The 15010-nt window shown below is 68.0% G+C and carries 16 protein-coding genes; 8 read left to right on the top strand and 8 right to left on the bottom strand.

Annotated elements, in window-relative coordinates:
* Nucleotides 1-19 precede the first annotated feature (19 nt).
* The 3 genes from mutY to nudC are packed head-to-tail and all read left to right on the top strand — an operon-like array spanning nt 20 to nt 3251.
* On the top strand, nt 20-1069 hold the full coding sequence (gene mutY, locus ACNI3Q_RS05745; RefSeq protein WP_426274770.1) for an A/G-specific adenine glycosylase: 1050 nt from the start codon (nt 20-22) through the stop codon (nt 1067-1069).
* Complete coding sequence (locus ACNI3Q_RS05740; RefSeq protein ID WP_426274768.1) at nt 1069-2379, top strand: serine hydrolase domain-containing protein; 1311 nt, start codon at nt 1069-1071, stop codon at nt 2377-2379. The genes mutY and ACNI3Q_RS05740 overlap by 1 nt, the downstream gene beginning before the upstream one ends.
* Nucleotides 2379-3251: an NAD(+) diphosphatase gene (gene nudC, locus ACNI3Q_RS05735; protein WP_426275629.1), complete on the top strand. Its 873-nt coding sequence runs from the start codon at nt 2379-2381 to the stop codon at nt 3249-3251. The genes ACNI3Q_RS05740 and nudC overlap by 1 nt, the downstream gene beginning before the upstream one ends.
* Here nudC and metW read toward each other — a convergent pair.
* A complete protein-coding gene (gene metW, locus ACNI3Q_RS05730) occupies nt 3248-3838 on the bottom strand; it encodes a methionine biosynthesis protein MetW (RefSeq protein ID WP_426274766.1) in 591 nt (196 codons plus the stop codon). The two genes, nudC and metW, sit on opposite strands and share 4 nt — an antisense overlap.
* The gene (gene metX / locus ACNI3Q_RS05725; protein WP_426274764.1) at nt 3835-4953 is read right to left on the bottom strand and encodes a homoserine O-acetyltransferase MetX; all 1119 of its coding nucleotides are present in this window, start codon (nt 4951-4953) and stop codon (nt 3835-3837) included. Before metX ends, metW begins: the two co-directional genes overlap by 4 nt.
* An 89-nt stretch (nt 4954-5042) precedes the next feature.
* Between metX and hisC the strand changes: the two genes are divergently transcribed.
* Nucleotides 5043-6140, top strand: a complete 1098-nt coding sequence (gene hisC, locus ACNI3Q_RS05720) for a histidinol-phosphate transaminase (RefSeq protein ID WP_260020770.1) — start codon at nt 5043-5045, stop codon at nt 6138-6140.
* Nucleotides 6137-7042 (top strand): prephenate/arogenate dehydrogenase family protein, encoded by a 906-nt coding sequence (locus tag ACNI3Q_RS05715; RefSeq protein WP_426274762.1) that lies wholly within the window; start codon nt 6137-6139, stop codon nt 7040-7042. Before hisC ends, ACNI3Q_RS05715 begins: the two co-directional genes overlap by 4 nt.
* Here ACNI3Q_RS05715 and ACNI3Q_RS05710 read toward each other — a convergent pair.
* The 4 genes from ACNI3Q_RS05710 to ftsE are packed head-to-tail and all read right to left on the bottom strand — an operon-like array spanning nt 7039 to nt 9895.
* Nucleotides 7039-7743: a lysophospholipid acyltransferase family protein gene (locus tag ACNI3Q_RS05710; protein WP_426274760.1), complete on the bottom strand. Its 705-nt coding sequence runs from the start codon at nt 7741-7743 to the stop codon at nt 7039-7041. The genes ACNI3Q_RS05715 and ACNI3Q_RS05710 overlap by 4 nt on opposite strands.
* A gap of 3 nt (nt 7744-7746) precedes the next feature.
* Nucleotides 7747-8298 carry a YdcF family protein gene (locus ACNI3Q_RS05705; protein WP_426274759.1) on the bottom strand — a complete coding sequence of 184 codons (552 nt, stop codon included), beginning with the start codon at nt 8296-8298 and terminating at the stop codon, nt 7747-7749.
* Nucleotides 8295-9194: a cell division protein FtsX gene (locus tag ACNI3Q_RS05700; protein ID WP_426274757.1), complete on the bottom strand. Its 900-nt coding sequence runs from the start codon at nt 9192-9194 to the stop codon at nt 8295-8297. Before ACNI3Q_RS05700 ends, ACNI3Q_RS05705 begins: the two co-directional genes overlap by 4 nt.
* A complete protein-coding gene (gene ftsE, locus ACNI3Q_RS05695) occupies nt 9191-9895 on the bottom strand; it encodes a cell division ATP-binding protein FtsE (RefSeq protein WP_260020760.1) in 705 nt (234 codons plus the stop codon). The genes ACNI3Q_RS05700 and ftsE overlap by 4 nt, the downstream gene beginning before the upstream one ends.
* Before the next feature lie 169 nt (nt 9896-10064).
* On the opposite strand from ftsE, the gene ACNI3Q_RS05690 reads away from it, so the two are divergent.
* Entirely contained in the window at nt 10065-10784 is a 720-nt protein-coding gene (locus ACNI3Q_RS05690) for an MJ0042-type zinc finger domain-containing protein (RefSeq protein WP_426274754.1), read from the top strand.
* Here ACNI3Q_RS05690 and ACNI3Q_RS05685 read toward each other — a convergent pair.
* Together ACNI3Q_RS05685 and ACNI3Q_RS05680 are read right to left on the bottom strand one after the other, a co-directional pair.
* Nucleotides 10768-12129 (bottom strand): MATE family efflux transporter, encoded by a 1362-nt coding sequence (locus tag ACNI3Q_RS05685; protein ID WP_426274752.1) that lies wholly within the window; start codon nt 12127-12129, stop codon nt 10768-10770. The two genes, ACNI3Q_RS05690 and ACNI3Q_RS05685, sit on opposite strands and share 17 nt — an antisense overlap.
* Nucleotides 12130-12185: 56 nt before the next feature.
* A complete protein-coding gene (locus ACNI3Q_RS05680) occupies nt 12186-13298 on the bottom strand; it encodes an alkene reductase (RefSeq protein ID WP_426274750.1) in 1113 nt (370 codons plus the stop codon).
* 56 nt (nt 13299-13354) lie between these two features.
* On the opposite strand from ACNI3Q_RS05680, the gene ACNI3Q_RS05675 reads away from it, so the two are divergent.
* Together ACNI3Q_RS05675 and ACNI3Q_RS05670 are read left to right on the top strand one after the other, a co-directional pair.
* Nucleotides 13355-14281 carry a DMT family transporter gene (locus ACNI3Q_RS05675; protein ID WP_426274748.1) on the top strand — a complete coding sequence of 309 codons (927 nt, stop codon included), beginning with the start codon at nt 13355-13357 and terminating at the stop codon, nt 14279-14281.
* A 36-nt stretch (nt 14282-14317) separates the two neighbouring features.
* Entirely contained in the window at nt 14318-14977 is a 660-nt protein-coding gene (locus ACNI3Q_RS05670) for a COQ9 family protein (protein ID WP_426274747.1), read from the top strand.
* The last annotated feature ends 33 nt before the right edge of the window (nt 14978-15010 follow it).

The raw sequence follows: 15010 nt of genomic DNA, 5'->3' as shown, positions 1-15010 counted from the left end.
TTCATGCCATAGGGCGGCCGTGCCCGCCAGTCCGTCAGACCCCATAGCCATCGCGCCCGCCCTGCTGGGCTGGTACGATCGCAGCGCGCGCACCCTGCCCTGGCGTGCGCCGCCGGGCGCGCCGGCCATGGACCCCTATCGCGTCTGGCTGTCCGAGGTGATGCTGCAACAGACGCAGGTCGCCACGGTCATCCCCTATTTTCACGCCTTCACCACGCGCTGGCCCGGCTTTGCCGCACTGGCTGCGGCGGACGAGGGTGACGTCATGGCGGCATGGGCGGGGCTGGGCTATTATTCCCGCGCGCGCAACCTGATCGCCTGTGCCCGCGCGGTGGCGCAGGAGCATGGCGGGCGGTTGCCCGAGACGGAGGCTGCGCTGCTGATCCTGCCCGGAATCGGTGCCTATACCGCCGCTGCCATTGCCGCCATCGCGTTCGGCCGGCGCGCGGTGGTGGTGGACGGCAATGTCGAGCGGGTGGTCGCGCGGCTGTTCGCCATCCGCCAGCCGCTGCCGGGGGCAAGGCCGCTGATCCGTGCGCAGACCGATACGATCACGCCGGACGACCGCCCGGGCGATTTCGCGCAGGCGATGATGGACCTGGGCGCGACCGTCTGTACGCCGCGCAATCCCCAATGCCTGATCTGTCCGCTCCGCGATGGCTGCCGCGCGGCCATGGCCGGCAATCCGACGGAGTATCCGGTCAAGGCGCCGCGCAAGGCAAAGCCGGTTCGCCATGCGACCATGTTCTGGGTGGAACGCGATGGCCACGTCCTGCTGGAGCGGCGGCCGGATCGCGGGTTGCTGGGCGGGATGCTGGCGTTGCCCACCGGGCCATGGGCGGATGCGCCGCCGGACCTTGCCGATGCGCCGGTGCCGGGGGACTGGCGCTGGGCCGATGGCACGGTGCGCCATGTGTTTACGCATTTCGAACTGCATTGCCGCCTTGCGACCGTCACATTGCCGATGCACATCCACAGCAATGGCCATTGGTGGCCGGTGGATCAGCTGGACCGGGCAGGGCTGCCGACGCTGTTCGCCAAGGTCGCCGGATTGCGAAGGAACGGATGATGAAGCGGTTGATCCTGATGCTGGCGCTGAGCAGCATTGCCTGTGCCCCGGTGATGTCGGAACCGGCCGCGCCTCCCGTCGCACCCGCCCGGGCATCGGTTGACCTGTCCGGTCTGGACGCCCTGGCGCGCCGGTATGTCGCGGAAAACAAGACGCCGGGCATCGCCATGGCGATCGGTGTCGGCGATGCGCCGACGACGTTCATCAGCGCGGGCAAGCTTGCCGACGATCCCAATGCGCCGGTGGCAACGCCCGACAGCCTGTGGCGCGTCTATTCCATGACCAAGCCGGTGACGGCGATGGCGGCGATGATCCTGATCGAGGAAGGCAAGCTGCGCCTGGATCAGCCGATTGCCGAGGTGCTGCCCGAATTCGCGCAGATGAAGGTGCTGACCGATCCGGCCAAAAGCCTGGACAGCCGGCCGACAAAGACGCCGATCACCGTACGCCACCTGCTGACCCACACCGCCGGGCTTGGTTATTCGATCGTCACCACCGGCCCGTTGCTGAATGAATATAACCGGCTGGGCCTGCTGCCTGCGGCGGTCAATGTGCAGATGGAAGCGCAGATGGCGGCCGCCCGGCCCGACAGCCTTCAGGAATTCGCCCGCCGCGTCGCCAGCGCGCCGCTGATCGCCGAACCGGGCACGGTGTGGAGCTATTCCATCAGCCTGGATGTGCTGGGCGCGGTGATCGAAAAGGCGAGCGGGATGCCGTTCGACCGGTTCGTCCAGACGCGACTGTTCGATCCGCTGAAGATGACGTCAAGCTATTGGACCGTCCCGGAAAGCGCGGCGACGCGGCTGGCCACCAACTATACCTTTGTGGGTGAAAACCGGATTCCGGTCGATCCGGGCATCGGATCGCTGTGGACCCGCGCGCCGGAATTTCCCTATGGCGGCGCGGGCCTGGTCATGTCGGCGCGCGATTATGACCGGTTCCTGCATATGCTGCAGAACAAGGGCGAGCTGGACGGTGCCCGCGTGATGAAGCGCGAGACGGCGGAACTGGCGATGTCCAACCTGTTGCCGCCGGGCGTCGATTACGAACGGGCAGCGGCCAATACCGGGGGCGACCGCGCGGCGGCGACCATGGGGTATGGCGCAGGCGGCAGCGTCTATCTGGCTGACAAGGCGGGCGGTGCGGGCGCGGGCACCTATGGCTGGGGCGGGGCGGCGGGCACCGTCGCCTGGGTCGATCCGAAAAACGGGGTGCGCGGGACGATCATGGTCAATTATTTCCCCAGCGACAAATGGCCGCTGCGCGATGAAGCGACCAAGGCCGTTTACGCCGACATTGCCGCCAGGTGATTCCGCAGCCCGGATTTAGCGGCGGCTGGCTGGACCGCGCCGATGCCCTGCGCCAGCAGCCGGACCGGGTGGCCGCGATGCTGGCCGATCCCGCATCGCGCCTGTTGCGGCTGACGGCGCTGGAGCCGGAACTGGACGGCGCGGGGCGGCTGGTCTGGGACGGGATTGCCGCGCTGGCGGCGGATGCGCGGCCGCTGCTGCTGGGGATCAATGACGGCATCGCGCATTTTGCGGCCGTGCGTGCCGACGATCCGGCAGCGTTCGGCCGGTCGCCGACGCTGACGGCGTTGCTGGGCGAAATGCGGCATGAGGAGGCGGCGGTCTATGCCGTCGCCCGCAGCCTGACCGACTGGCACCGGCGGCACGGGTTCTGCGCCAATTGCGGGCAGGCGACCGACATGGCGCGGGCGGGATGGATGCGCGCCTGTTCCGGTTGCGGGGCGGAACATTATCCGCGCACCGATCCCGTCGTCATCATGCTGGCCGAACGCGGCGACCGGGTGCTGCTTGGCCGCCAGCCCAGCTGGCCGCCGGGCCGGTGGTCTGCGCTGGCCGGATTTGTCGAGGTGGGCGAGACGATCGAGGAAGCGGTGCGGCGCGAGACGATGGAGGAAGCGGGTATCAGCATCGGCCCGGTCCGCTATATCGCCAGCCAACCCTGGCCATTCCCGTCATCGCTGATGATCGCGTGCATTGGCAAGGCGCTGGACGAGGCAATCACGATCGACGCCAACGAGCTGGAACAGGCGCGCTGGTTCACGCGGGACGAGGTTTCCGCCGCGCTGGCGGGAGCGGCGGATGCCGCGTTCATTCCCGCGCCGCCCTATGCCATCGCGCACACGCTGATGACCGCCTGGCTGGCCGGGGCCTAACGCCGCAGCAGGAACACCGCGTGCTGCGCCGTCCAGTTCGCCGCCCAGGGCGAACGCAGCTGACCGTCGGTCAGATACCAGGCACCCTCGACCGCGATCTGCCGCTCGTCCAGAAAGGCGCGGAAATCGTCGACGGACAGGTGATGGATGTTGGGCGTATCATACCATTGCGCGGGCAGCGCCCGCGTCACCGGCATCCGGCCATGGCGAAGCAGGAACAGGCGCATCCGCCAATGCGCGAAATTGGGAAAGCTGACAAAGGCGCGCGCACCGATGCGGAGCAGTTCGTCCAGCACCCGGTCGGGCCGGCGCGTCGTCTGCAACGTCTGGCTGAGGATCGCGTAATCGAAACTCTGGTCGGGATAGCCGGCAAGGTCGGTATCGGCATCGCCCTGCACCACCGAAAGGCCGCGGCCGATCGCGGCGGCGACATTGGCGGCATCCAGTTCAAGCCCGCGTGCGCTCACCCCGCGCGCATCGCGCATGGCCGCCATCAACTGTCCATCGCCGCATCCGACATCCAGCACGCGGGCACCCGGCGCCACATTGTCGGCAATGACGGCAAGGTCGGGGCGCAGCGCCGTCATCGGCCATTCCCCAGGAAACCGGCCACCACCTGATTCATTTCCGGCGCATCCAGCAGGAATGCGTCATGGCCGAACGGGCTGGACAGTTCGACAAAGCTGGCCTCTGCCCCGGCGGCGTGCAGGGCATGGACGATCGCGCGGGATTCGGCGGTGGGATAGAGCCAGTCGGTATCGAAACTGACCACGCAGAACCGGGTCCGCGTCCCCTTGAACGCATTGGCCAGCAGGCCGCCATGCTCTTCGGCCAGGTCGAAATAATCGAGCGCGCGGGTGATGTAGAGATAGCTGTTGGCATCGAACCGGTCGGTAAAGGCCAGGCCCTGATGCCTGAGATAGCTTTCCACCTGAAAATCCGCGTCGAAGCCGAAGGTCTTGCTTTCCCGCGCCTGCAGCTTGCGGCCGAACTTTGCCGTCAGCCCCGCTTCGGAAAGATAGGTGATGTGCGCCGCCATCCGCGCCACGGCCAGGCCGGCGGCGGGCGGCTGGCCCTCGCCGTAATATTCGCCGCCGCGCCAGTTGGGATCGGCCATGATCGCCTGACGCCCCACCTCGTGAAACGCGATGTTCTGGGCCGAATGGCGCGCGGTCGATGCGATGATGACGGCCGAGCGCACCCGGTCGGGGAACGTCGCGGCCCAGCTCAACGCCTGCATCCCGCCCATCGACCCGCCGACCACGGCCTTCAGCGTGCCGATGCCCAGATGATCCAGCAGCATCGCCTGTGCCCGCACCATGTCGCGGATGGTGATGACCGGAAACCCCATGCCCCAGGGGCGGCCCGTGGCCGGATTGATCGTCGCCGGACCGGACGAGCCCATGCAGCTGCCCAGCACATTGGTGCAGATGACGAAATGATGCGCGGGGTCGATCGGCTTGCCCGGCCCGATCATCCGCGTCCACCAACCGGGCTTGCCGGTAACAGGGTGGGTCGATGCAACGTGATGATCGCCGGTCAGCGCATGGCAGATCAGAATGGCGTTGGAACGATCGGCGTTCAGCGTGCCATAGGTCTGATACGCGATTTCGACGGGTGACAGCTGCGCACCCGAATCGAGCACGAGCGGTCCGGGCAGGATCGCCGTTGGGCTGGAGCCGGGCCGTGCATCGTCTGACATCGGTCGCGGAAGTAGGGCCAGCTAGTGCGCGGCGCAAGCAGGACGGCGTGCCTTGCCATCCCGGCCAAGCTGCGCCATGGCCCCCGGCCATGAACGCTCCCATGCCCAAACCGTGGATCATGGACATCGCCCCCTATGTGCCGGGCAAGTCCAAGACCGACAGCGGCACCGTTGCCGCCAAACTTTCGTCCAACGAAAATCCGCTGGGCTGCTCGCCCCATGCGGAGGTGGCGTTCGAGGCGGGGCGGACCAGCCTAGCCCGCTATCCCGACGCCAGCGCCGCCGGGTTGCGCGAGGCGATTGCCGAGGCGCATGGCCTGGATCCCGCCCGCGTCATCTATGGCACCGGGTCGGACGAGGTGCTGCACCTCGTCGCCGGGGCCTATGCCGGTCCGGGGGACGAGGTGATTTTCGTCCGCTACGGCTTTTCGGTTTATGAAATCGCCGCCCGGCGCGTGGGCGCAACGCCCGTCATCGCACCGGACAAGGATTATGCGACCGATGTGGACGCGATCCTCGCCTGTGTCAGCCCGCGCACCCGCATCGTCTATATCGCCAATCCCAACAACCCGACCGGCACCTTTGCCCCGCGCGAGGAAATCGCCCGGCTGCACGCAGGCCTGCCCGGTGACGTCATGCTGGTGATCGATCAGGCCTATGCCGAATATCTGTCGGCGGAGGAGGACGATCTGGGCCTGGAAATGGCCCGGACGCTGCCCAATGTCATCGTCACGCGGACCTTTTCCAAGATTTACGGCCTGGCCGCGGAACGCATCGGCTGGGGCTATGGTTCGGCCGAGGCGATCGGCGCGATGCACCGCATCCGCGCACCGTTCAACGTGACCACGGCAGGCCAGATGGCCGCCATCGCCGCGCTGAAGGATCAGGATTTCGTCGCGCACAGCCGCGATCACAATGCCCGGTGGCGCAGCTGGCTGGAGGGGGAGATTGCTGCGATGGGCAATCACGGCCTTCGCCTGGTGCCAAGCTGGTGCAACTTCATCCTGGTGCTGTTCGAGGGCGCGGTGACGGCAGAGGTCGCCTATCACGCGCTGATGGAGCGGGGCTATATCGTCCGCTGGCTGCCCGGACAGGGGCTGCCCCATGGCCTGCGCATCTCGATCGGGACCGAGGATGAGACGCGCGGCGTGGCCGCTGCGCTGCGCGAGATCGTGACGGCGGGATGAGCGCGGTCCGTTCGGTCGCCATCATCGGGCTGGGCCTGATCGGCGCGTCCATCGCGCGGGCGACGGCCGCGATGCTGCCGGACGTGCGGGTGACCGGGCATGACAGGGATGCGGGCGTGCGCGAACGGGCACGGGCAATCGGCCTGTGCGATGTGATCGACGATCCGGCCGAAGCGGTGGCTGGCGCGGACCTGATCGTGCTGTGCGTGCCGGTCGGCGCGATGGGCGATGCAGCGCGGGCGCTGGCCCCCGGCCTGTCGCCCGACGCGATCGTCAGCGATGTGGGATCGTGCAAGGCGAGCGTCGCGGCCGCGCTGGGCGACGCATTGCCGGGCGCCATCGTCATTCCTGCGCACCCGGTGGCGGGGACCGAACAAAGCGGCCCGGAGGCCGGATTTGCCACCCTGTTCCGGGGGCGGTGGTGCATTCTGACCCCGGCGAAGGGCACCGATCCGGCGGCGGTCGAGCGGCTGGCGGCGTTCTGGCGCGGTATCGGCGCCGATGTCGAGACGATGGATGCCGAACATCATGACCGGGTGCTGGCGATCACCAGCCACCTGCCGCACCTGATCGCCTATACCATCGTTGGCACGGCGTCGGACATGGAGGCGGTGACCCGCAGCGAGGTGATCAAATATTCCGCCGGCGGGTTCCGCGACTTTACCCGTATCGCCGCCAGCGACCCCACCATGTGGCGCGACGTGTTCCTGGCCAATCGCGAGGCGGTGCTGGAAATGCTCCAGCGTTTTTCAGAGGACCTGTCGGCCCTGCAACGCGCCATTCGCTGGGGCAAGGGCGATGAGCTGTTCGAACTGTTCAGCCGCACCCGCGATATCCGGCGCGGCATCGTGGAACAGGGTCAGGACGATGCCCGGCCCGATTTCGGGCGGGTCCACGATTAGCGGGACAGGGTTCCGGGGCGGTCGAGCACGTTGATCGCCCGGTGCACCTCAACCTCGATCGCGTCGCGGGAACGGACGGCCGGAATGGTATCGCCGATCCGCATCGTCACGGTGCCTGGGCGGAGCGGGCCTGTGCGAGGCCAGGCATATCCGCTGTCCACCGCGATCGGCACGACGGGCAGGTCGAGCAGCTTGTACAAACCGGCGAAACCCGATTTCAGCGGCGGTTGATCGCCGGGCTGCACCCGCGTCCCTTCCGGGAAAATCGCGATGGACCGGCCGCGCGCGGCGGCGGCGCGCCCTTCCTTCATGATGTGGCGCAGCGCCCGCGCCGATGCGTCGCGATCGGCAACGATGCAGCCATAGCGGACGGCCAGCCATCCCCAGACGGGGATTTCGGCCAGTTCGCGTTTCAGGATGATCGCCGGGCCACCGAAATGCGCGGCCATGACCAGCGTTTCCAGCATCGACTGGTGCTTGATGGCATAGAGCACCGGCCCATCGGGCCGCGTCCCTTCGATCCGGATGCGGACGCCGGCACAGATCCGCGCGATCGCCAACGCCATCGCCGCCCAGCGCCCGGCATAGACGATCAGGCCGCGTTCCCCCCAGATCAGGCTGACCGGTGCGGCGAGCACGACCGGCACGGACAGGGCGACGAACACCAGCTGGAACAGGCGGTGGCGCAACCAGATCATCATGGGTCAGCCGCCAATGCCCAGCAACAGCGCCAGCCGCCGCACCACATATTTGTGATATTCGCGCAGCAGCGCCCGGAACGGTGCATTGGTTGCCACCGGATCCTCGACCACGCGGATATCGGGGCCAAGCGAATTGCGCAGTTCCAGGCTGGCGCGGGCCATGTGCCAGTCGGACGTCACCAGCCGGACCGACCGATAGCGGCGCGACATGACCCAGGCGCGGGTTTCATCGGCATTGGACCGGGTATCCACCGCCTCATGCCCCAGATCGACGCAGCAGCGGAACAGCGTGGTCGGCGCGCCATATTGAACGGCCAGTTCGACCGGGCGGACATCGGGGTCGACGCCCGAAATCAGCATCCGCTTCGCCTCGCCCGCGCGCATCAGCGCCAGGCCACGGTCGATCCGTCCGGCGGCGCCTGTGACCACGACGATCGCGTCGGTCCGCTCGTCCGTTGCCGGCTGTCCGAACGAGACGAGGAACCATGCAAGGCCGCCGATCCACAGGATGAACGCCAGCGCGATCAGGCGTGCGGCCCAGCGAAGGAGCATCATGGCACCTGCTCCAGCGCGCGCATCACCGCGATCCGCGCGGCGATCAGGGCGGCAAGGCCAAAGGCAACGGGCAGCGCGATCAGCGCCAGCGCATCGCGCGGGCCCAGCAGCCCGCCCTCGATCATCGCGGAATCCATCGCCGCTGCCTGCCACTGGACGACGATCAGCACCAGTGCCGCCGCGCCCGAACCGATCAGCCCGCCGATCAGCGTGTCGAGCGCGATCCGCGCCTCGAACAACCGGGCGACCTGCTTGTCCATCGCCCCCAGCAGGTGCAGCACGTCGATCGTCAGCCGGTGGGTGTCCAGCCCCGACCGGACGGCCAGCACCACGACCAGCGTGGTTGCCAGCACCATCAGCACGACGATGCCCAGCGCCAGCCAGCCGAGCAGCCGGAACATCGACCGCACCGGCGCGAGCCAGCGGGCGTGGCGTTCCACCTGCGCCCCGGGCGATAGCCTGCGCACCGCCTGTTCGACCGCGGCCATCGCCGCTGCATCGCCGCCCGCCACGTCCACATCGATCATCGCGGGCAATGGCAGATCGGGGTCCAGCCCGGCATCGCCCAGCCATGGCTGAAGCAGCTGCGCCATCGCCGCGCGCTCGACTGGCCGCACGCCGGCGACCTGGGGCACGCTGCGCAGCTGTCGGGCAAGGCCGGCCGCCGCCCGGTCCCGTGCCGCCGCATCCCCATCGATCAGCTGCACCGTCAGCCGGCCGGCCAGCTGCCGGTCGAGTGACTGGCCCGCGCGTGCGAGCATCAGGCCGGCGGCGGCCGCCAGCGTGGTCAGGAACAGCATGATCGCCATGGTCCACAGCATCGCGCGGGTGCGGTGCCGTTCGTCCAGCAGGCGTCGGTCGGCGGGCGAGGGGAGCCACAGGTCGAGCCGCTTCACAGGCCGCGCCCCGGCGGATGGCGCAACAGGCCGGACGGATCGACCAGCCGCCCCTTGTCGATGCGAAGCATTTCGGCCCGCGGGATCCGGCCGATCAGGTGAAAGTCGTGCGTCGCCACGACCACGGTGGTCCCCATCTGGTTCAGGCTTTCGAACAGATAGAGCAGCCGTTCCGCCATGTCGGGATCGACATTGCCCGTCGGTTCGTCCGCGATCAGGATTTCGGGGCGCGAAATCACCGCGCGGGCGATGGCCACGCGCTGCTGTTCGCCGCCCGACAGGGTTTCCGGCGTCGCCCGGTCAAGCTGGGCCAGCCCGACCCAGGCCAGCATTTCGCGTACCGGCGCCTCGATCTCCGTCTCGCGCATCCCGGCAACGCGCAGCGGCAGGGCGATATTGTCATAGGCGGACAGGTGCGGGACCAGCCGGAAATCCTGGAACACCACGCCGATGCGCCGCCGGAATCCGGGCAGCCGGTCGCGGCGCAGCGCGCTGACATCCTCTCCGAAGAGGCGGATGGCGCCGCGCGTCGGCCGCTGTGCCAGGTACAGCAGGCGCAGCAGCGACGTCTTGCCCGCGCCGGACGCACCAGTGACAAAGGTGAACGCGCCTTCCGACAGGGCGAAACTGATGTCGCTGAGCGTTTCCGCGCCCGTGCCGTAACGAAGGCCGACCTGCTCGAACTGAACGATCTTGGCCATTCGCGCGCTGTCCCGCCGCTCCCCGTTTTCGTGCCACAATGCGACACGCCATCGCACGGTTGCCGGAATGGCTCAAGCCGGGCGTCTTTCGCTTGCCTTCACCATCGGACAACGCCTAGATTCGCGCATTCGCCGCAGTGTCGGTGTCTGACTGTTTCCGGGCCTGTCCATGATCATTGAATGCACCGAATGCCAGACCCGCTATCTCGTTCCCGATGCCGCCATCGGTGCCGAAGGTCGCACGGTCCGGTGCGCGAAATGCCGGCATAGCTGGTTTCAGCCGCCGACCATGACGCAGCCAGCACCCGCCGCCGCGCCGCAGCCCGCAATCGCGGCTCCGGCGGCACAACCGGTGATGCCGGCGGCGACGGCGGTGGCAGCTGCCGCAGCGGCAGTCGCTGCACCATCCCGTGCGGCGGGGCCGGGGATCGATGCCTTTGCCCATCGCGCACCATTTCGTCCCCGCCGCAATCCGGCCAAACGCTGGACCGCCATGGCGGTGGGCGCGGGTGCGCTGATGCTGCTGGCCACAATCGGCATCCTGTTCGTCGATACGCCGGGCATTGCGCGTCAGATGGGGCTGGATTTCGTGTCGGCCGAAACGCCGCTGGGCCTGGTCAGCGATCCGGTCGACCGGCGCGCGCTGTCGGGCGGCAGCGAACTGTTCGCCGTTTCAGGCCGCGTCACCAACCCGACGGGCAGTGTTCAGCGCGTTCCCGATATCCGGGCGGACCTGCGCGATGGGCAGGGTCGGCTGGTCTATAGCTGGACGATCGCCCCGCCACAGCGGAGCATCGAGCCGAACGGCGAAGTGCGGTTCAACACCGTCAAGCTGAACCTGCCCGCCAATGGCAAGCGCGTGGAATTGAGCTTTACCGGCCCGATCTGACGGCCAGCCTGCGCGCCACGACCCAGAACCGCGCACCGTTGAGCGCGGCGGCCGCGACCATGCCCAGCCCCGATGCCAGCGCAAGGCCGGTGCCGCCCCATCCGGCCGCGTAAAACGCCCAGCCAAGGCCGCCGGTGATGACGAAATAGGCAAGGATCGAGTTGATCCCGGCCGCCACCTGATCGCCCAGCGAGCGCAGGGCATAGACCAGCACCACCTGAATCCCGTCGAACAGGATGAACGGCGCCCAGAGCATCAGCATGGCCGCCGCGACCGTCCGGGTTTCCGCTTCTGCCGGAAACAGGGCCGCCACGCTGCCCGGTGCCAGGATCATCGGCAGGGCAAGCAGGGCGGTGACCGCCGCGGCCAGCCCGACCGCGATCAGCGTGCGGGGAATCGCCGCCGCCGCCGTTCCCTCGCCCACCGCATTGCCCACCCGGACGCCGGCGGCAGAGCCAAGCCCGATGGCAAAGGAAAAGGTGACGTTGTGGGCGGAAAACACGATCTGGAACCCGTGCGCCACCTGATCCCCCAGCCGCGTGGACAGGGCGATCAGGATCGAAAACCCGGCCAGTTCAAGCGCAGAGGCAAGCGCGGGCACGAAGCCAAAGCGCAGCAGGGCGGCGACGTCGCGCCACTGGATCGTCCAGCGGCTGCCCGCCAGTCCGCGCTCGGCAGAATCCGGCATTCGCCACGCCGCGATCAGCATCGCGCCAGCGCCCACTGCCGATGCGGTGGCCGTTGCCGCCGCCGCGCCGACCGCACCCAGCATGGGCAGGCCCAGATGTCCCCCCGACAGCGCCCAGGCGAGCAGCGCGTTCAGTGGCAGGATCGCCAGATTGATGACCATCGCGATGCGCGGCCGGCTGATCCCTTCGAAAAAGAAGCTGCAGGCCAGGATCACCAGCTGAAACGGCGCGGCCAGGGCCATCACCTGAACCACCCGGGCAGCGGCGGGCAGGATGTGGGGATCGACGCCGATCACGGTCAGGATGGGCGCCGCGAACAGCGCCAGAAGGGCAGTGACGATCGCGGCCAGGCCGAGCGCCGCGACCAGCCCGTGGCGCAGCGTCCGCCCGGTGGCCGCCCGGTCGCCCGCACCATCGGCCTGTGCCGCATGGACCAGGATGCCCGACAGCCAGCCGACCGCCATGACGATGCTGATGAACGTCACCGCGCGGCTCGCCCCCAGCGCCGCTGCCTCCTGCGTCCCGGTCAGGCCGACGACGATGATGTCGGTGACGTGCAGGATCGTCCAGTTGAGGCTGGTCAGCACCACGGGCCAGGCCAGCGCGAAAAGGCGGCGTGCCTCGGTTCGGGCAGGCTGGGCGGCGGGGAATGACATGACGGGCGGCGTGTAGCGCGCCGCCCGTCAGAAGGGAAATCAGGGTCGCACGGCGATCAGGCGGCTTCCGCCTCGGCCAGGGTCGGATAATCGGTATAGCCTTCTGTTCCGCGCGAATACCATGTCGCCATGACGTCGGGGGCAAGGTCCGCCCCGGTCTTCAGCCGTTCGACAAGGTCCGGGTTCGAAATGAACGGCCGGCCAAAGGCGATGCCGTCGGCATGGCCGCTTTCCACTTCGGGTGCGGCATTATGCGCGCGATAATCCTGGTTCAGGATCAGCGGACGGGTGAACACGCGGCGGATGGCGGGCGAAATCTTTGGCTGATCGGTCTGGCCGAACGTGCCGTCCGGACCAACTTCGCGCAGTTCAAGGAACGCGATGCCCTGATCATTCAGCCATTGCGCGGCGGGCACGAACACCGCCTCCGGGTTGCTGTCGATCACGCCCTGCGTTTCGCCATTCGGGCTGAAGCGGACGGCGACGCGATCCGCGCCCACTGCGCCAATCAGCCGCTCGACCGCCTCTCGCAACAGGCGGGTGCGGTTTTCCGGGCTGCCGCCATAGGCGTCGTCGCGATGGTTGCTGCTGTCGCGCATGAACTGGTCGATCAGATAGCCATTGGCGGCGTGCAGCTGAACCCCGTCGAACCCGGCGGCGCGGGCGTTGCGCGCGGCGCGTTCATAATCGTCGAGCACCCGGGCGATATCGTCCAGCGTCGCGGCCCGCGCCTCGCCATAGGGGCGCTTTGCCGTCTCGCTTTCCTTCAGGCTTTCATAGGTGCGCACCGCGCCCGGCGCCGTGGTCGCGGATGCCGACAGCGGCGCTGCGCCGCCCAGGAAATCGGGGTGGACCAGACGCCCCATATGCCACAGCTGGGCAAAGATGCGGCCGCCGGCACGCTTGACCTGTTCGATCACGGGCTTCCACCCCTCAACCTGCTCATCGGTCCAAAGACCGGGGGCATAGGCCCAGCCCAGTCCTTCGCGGCTGATCCCGGTCGCTTCGGAAATCAGCAGGCCGGCGGTGGCACGCTGCGCATAATAGTCGCCCATGATCGGGGTGGGCACGTGCGCCTCGGTCGCGCGGCCGCGGGTCAGCGGCGCCATCAGGACGCGGTTGGGCGCGGCGACGGCGCCAAGCTGGATCGGATCAAACAGGCTGGGCATGAAAAACTCCCGAAAAAGTCATTGCGTTGCGGCAAAGATAGGGGTGAAGCGGATCGATGCACCCCCAGCCGCCTGCCGAAAGCGTTTCAGCGCCCCAAGAAGAAGTTGCTGCACCTGCTGCCTCGACGGGTGCGGGGCCGCTGCTCGCCCTGATCGCGTCGAACATTCTGCTCGCCTTCGGGCCGCTGTTCGTGCGGCTGGCCGATACCGGGCCGGTGGCATCGGCGTTCTGGCGCATCAGCCTGGCCGTGCCGGTACTGTTTGCCATTGCCGCCTGGCGCGGGCGCGGCTGGCTGGGCGAAGTGCCGCGGCTGTGGTCGATCTTGATGGTGTCCGGCATCGCCTTTGCCGCCGATCTGGCGGCCTGGCACCTTGGCATCCTGAAAACCTTCATGGCCAATGCTACGTTGTTCGGCAATTCGACGACGCTGTTCTTTCCAATTTACGGGTTCATCGTCCTGCGCGCCTGGCCCAGCCGGGCGCAGGCGGCGGCGTTGGCGATGGCGATGGTGGGGGCCGCGCTGCTGCTTGGCCGGTCGGCTCAGCTCAGCGCCGACAATATCCTGGGCGATCTGCTCTGCCTGCTCGCCGGGCTGCTCTACACCGTCTATTTCATCCTGATGGCGCGGGTACGCGAGCGGCTGGACGCGGTGCCTGCCCTGGCGCTGTCCAGCCTGATGAGCGCCGCGCCGCTGCTGATCTTTGCCATCCTGCTGGGCGAGCGGATCTGGCCGGGGGACTGGACGCCGCTGATCGCTTTGGCGCTGTGCAGCCAGATTCTGGGGCAGAGCCTGATCATCTATGCGCTGCATCACGTCTCGCCGCTGGTCGTCGGCATCGCCCTGTTGACCCAGCCGGTGGTGGGCGGGGTGACCGGATGGCTGTTGTTCGGCGAGCGGCTGGGCGTGCTCGACCTGATCGGTGCGCTGCTGGTCGCAGCGGCGCTCGTGCTGGTCCGACGCGGTCCGGCGCTTGCGAAGTAGCGCCGCCGATCTAGATAAGACGTCAGGAGACTGAGCATGGCCGATCTGTCCGACGCGACCCTGGATGAACTGCGTGAGGCGCTGGCAGCGGAATTGCCCGCGCAGGCGGCGTTCGATGGCTGGAAACCGGCTGCGGTCGATGCCGCCGCCGACGCGCTGGGCGTCGACCGCGATGTCGCGCGCCTCGCCTTTCCCGGCGGCGCGGTCGACATGATCGATGCCTGGTTCGCGCAGGTGGACCGGGAAATGGAGGCACGGCTGCCCGCCGAGCAACTGTCCAACCTGAAAATCCGGGATCGCATCACCCGCCTGCTCGAAACGCGGCTGGAAATCCTGGCCCCGGACCGGGAGGCGCTGCGCCGGGCGCTGGCCATTCTGGCGATGCCGCAAAACACGCCGCGCGCCGTAAAGCTGGGCTGGCGATCGGCCGACCTGATGTGGCGGATGGCGGGCGACACCGCGACCGATTTCAACCATTATACCAAGCGGGTGACGCTCAGCCTTGTTTATTCCAGCACGATCATGGCGTTTCTGGATGACGACAGCGACGATTTCGCCAACACGCGGGCATTCCTGGCCCGTCGCATCGACAATGTGATGCAGTTTGAAAAGATGAAGGCCAAATGGCGCGGCGCAGGCGGCGAACGCCCCAGCCTGACCCGGTTCATCGGCCGCCTGCGCTATCCCGCAATCTAATTGATAATCAGTCGCAGCAACGCTAAGGCGGGC

It is taken from the genome of Sphingomonas eleionomae (assembly GCF_049889035.1).
Lineage (GTDB): Bacteria > Pseudomonadota > Alphaproteobacteria > Sphingomonadales > Sphingomonadaceae > Sphingomonas.
This window is presented reverse-complemented; position numbering and strand designations above follow the sequence as displayed.

Excerpts from the sequence above, each read along its gene's own strand:
- ACNI3Q_RS05740 (WP_426274768.1), top strand. The coding sequence starts at position 1,069 with ATGAAGCGGTTGATCCTGATGCTGGCGCTGAGCAGCATTGCCTGTGCC.
- metW (WP_426274766.1), bottom strand. The coding sequence starts at position 3,838 with ATGACGGCGCTGCGCCCCGACCTTGCCGTCATTGCCGACAATGTGGCG.
- metX (WP_426274764.1), bottom strand. The coding sequence starts at position 4,953 with ATGTCAGACGATGCACGGCCCGGCTCCAGCCCAACGGCGATCCTGCCC.
- hisC (WP_260020770.1), top strand. The coding sequence starts at position 5,043 with ATGAACGCTCCCATGCCCAAACCGTGGATCATGGACATCGCCCCCTAT.
- ACNI3Q_RS05715 (WP_426274762.1), top strand. The coding sequence starts at position 6,137 with ATGAGCGCGGTCCGTTCGGTCGCCATCATCGGGCTGGGCCTGATCGGC.
- ACNI3Q_RS05710 (WP_426274760.1), bottom strand. The coding sequence starts at position 7,743 with ATGATGATCTGGTTGCGCCACCGCCTGTTCCAGCTGGTGTTCGTCGCC.
- ACNI3Q_RS05705 (WP_426274759.1), bottom strand. The coding sequence starts at position 8,298 with ATGATGCTCCTTCGCTGGGCCGCACGCCTGATCGCGCTGGCGTTCATC.
- ftsE (WP_260020760.1), bottom strand. The coding sequence starts at position 9,895 with ATGGCCAAGATCGTTCAGTTCGAGCAGGTCGGCCTTCGTTACGGCACG.
- ACNI3Q_RS05690 (WP_426274754.1), top strand. The coding sequence starts at position 10,065 with ATGATCATTGAATGCACCGAATGCCAGACCCGCTATCTCGTTCCCGAT.
- ACNI3Q_RS05685 (WP_426274752.1), bottom strand. The coding sequence starts at position 12,129 with ATGTCATTCCCCGCCGCCCAGCCTGCCCGAACCGAGGCACGCCGCCTT.
- ACNI3Q_RS05680 (WP_426274750.1), bottom strand. The coding sequence starts at position 13,298 with ATGCCCAGCCTGTTTGATCCGATCCAGCTTGGCGCCGTCGCCGCGCCC.
- ACNI3Q_RS05675 (WP_426274748.1), top strand. The coding sequence starts at position 13,355 with ATGCACCCCCAGCCGCCTGCCGAAAGCGTTTCAGCGCCCCAAGAAGAA.
- ACNI3Q_RS05670 (WP_426274747.1), top strand. The coding sequence starts at position 14,318 with ATGGCCGATCTGTCCGACGCGACCCTGGATGAACTGCGTGAGGCGCTG.